This is a genomic window from Oleiphilus sp. HI0061 (assembly GCF_001635675.1).
In genome coordinates, this window is sequence record NZ_LWFE01000579.1 from 1 (window position 1) to 1,243 (window position 1,243).

The window sequence follows — 1,243 nt, forward strand, 5'->3', positions numbered from 1 at the left end:
ACGGTTGCCTACGACATGATGTACGGCTCAGAGCAGACTGTCTTTAATCGGTGGGCTGAAGAGGCAGGGGCATCCCAGACAATTGATGGTCTCGGGATGTTGGTCGGGCAGGCGGCAGAAGCTTTTCGTGTTTGGCGAGGCATTTTGCCCGAAACCTCTGAGGTCATGGCTAGGATTAGGGAAGAAAGCTGAGCGCTTGCTATAAAGTAAGGCTTGCAAGTGGCCGATAGGTAATAAGAATAAAACGGCCTGAATATTGCTTATTCAGCGTGACTACAATGAATTGTCAACAATGCGGCCAAATCTTGGCACATAGGTTTTGATTTTATGGATTTAGCGACCCTCATAGGTCTGATTTTTGGCTTTGTCATCGTCATTGGCGCGATTTTAATTGAATCCAGCATTATGGATTTCGTTAACGTGCCGGGGCTCGTTATTGTTGTCGTGGGTACGATAGCCATAACCCTGGTTAAATATCGCCTGACGTCAGTGGCCACTTCTTTCAAACTTGCCTTTTCAACTGTTTTTCTTGAACGTACTGAAAACCCGGTTATGTTGATTGAGAAGGTTCGGGAACTTTCGGGTATTGTTCGAAAAGAAGGGATTCTTGGCTTAGAAAATGCTGAAATTGAAGATGAGTTTTTGGCAAAGGGGATAGCCTTGTGTATAGATGGCCACCCTTCCGAGTTTATCGAAGAGCTATTGATTCAAGAGCTAGAACAGTCTATTGAGCGATATGATACTGCCGAAAAGGTCTTTCGTGGTGTGGCAGAAACAGCGCCAGGGCTAGGTATGTTGGGCACCTTGGTCGGCCTGGTTCAGATGTTGAATAATATGGCGGACCCCAGTTCAGTTGGCCCAGCGATGGCGGTGGCATTGTTGACCACCTTCTACGGTGCCTTTATCGCGCAAGTGGTGGCGATTCCCTTGGCTGATAAATTAAACCTAAAAGCAATGGATGAGCATCGTAATATGTCATTGGTTATTACCAGTGTTCAAAATATTCTGAAAGGTCAGAACCCTCGCGTTATTACCGAAGTCCTGGTTAGCTATTTACCGCCTGCCCAGCGTGAAATTGTTAAGGCAGAAGAGTAAGTACGATGAGGGCGATTCCTAGGCCAAAACCTAAGGCAAGTGGTTCGTCCGGCTGGATTGTCACCTTTGCGGACTTAATGTCTTTGCTGCTGACTTTTTTTATTCTGCTACTCAGCTTTTCCAAGATGGATCTTCAGAAATATGAAGT

2 protein-coding genes and 1 pseudogene are annotated in these 1,243 nt (G+C 46.0%); all 3 read left to right on the forward strand.

What is annotated here, in order from left to right:
* Positions 1 to 192 (forward strand): annotated as a pseudogene (aroE, locus tag A3735_RS30470) (shikimate dehydrogenase); the annotation flags it as partial.
* Between the two features lie 135 nt (positions 193 to 327).
* Positions 328 to 1,095 carry a MotA/TolQ/ExbB proton channel family protein gene (locus tag A3735_RS07590; RefSeq protein ID WP_068512815.1) on the forward strand — a complete coding sequence of 256 codons (768 nt, stop codon included), beginning with the start codon at positions 328 to 330 and terminating at the stop codon, positions 1,093 to 1,095.
* Positions 1,096 to 1,100: 5 nt separating this feature from the next.
* Positions 1,101 to 1,243: flagellar motor protein MotB (locus tag A3735_RS28755; RefSeq protein ID WP_304439978.1), on the forward strand; the 143-nt coding region annotated here is incomplete at its 3' end.

Bases quoted from the DNA above. Each gene is read 5' to 3' on its own strand.
- A3735_RS07590 (WP_068512815.1), top strand. From the start codon at position 328: ATGGATTTAGCGACCCTCATAGGTCTGATTTTTGGCTTTGTCATCGTC.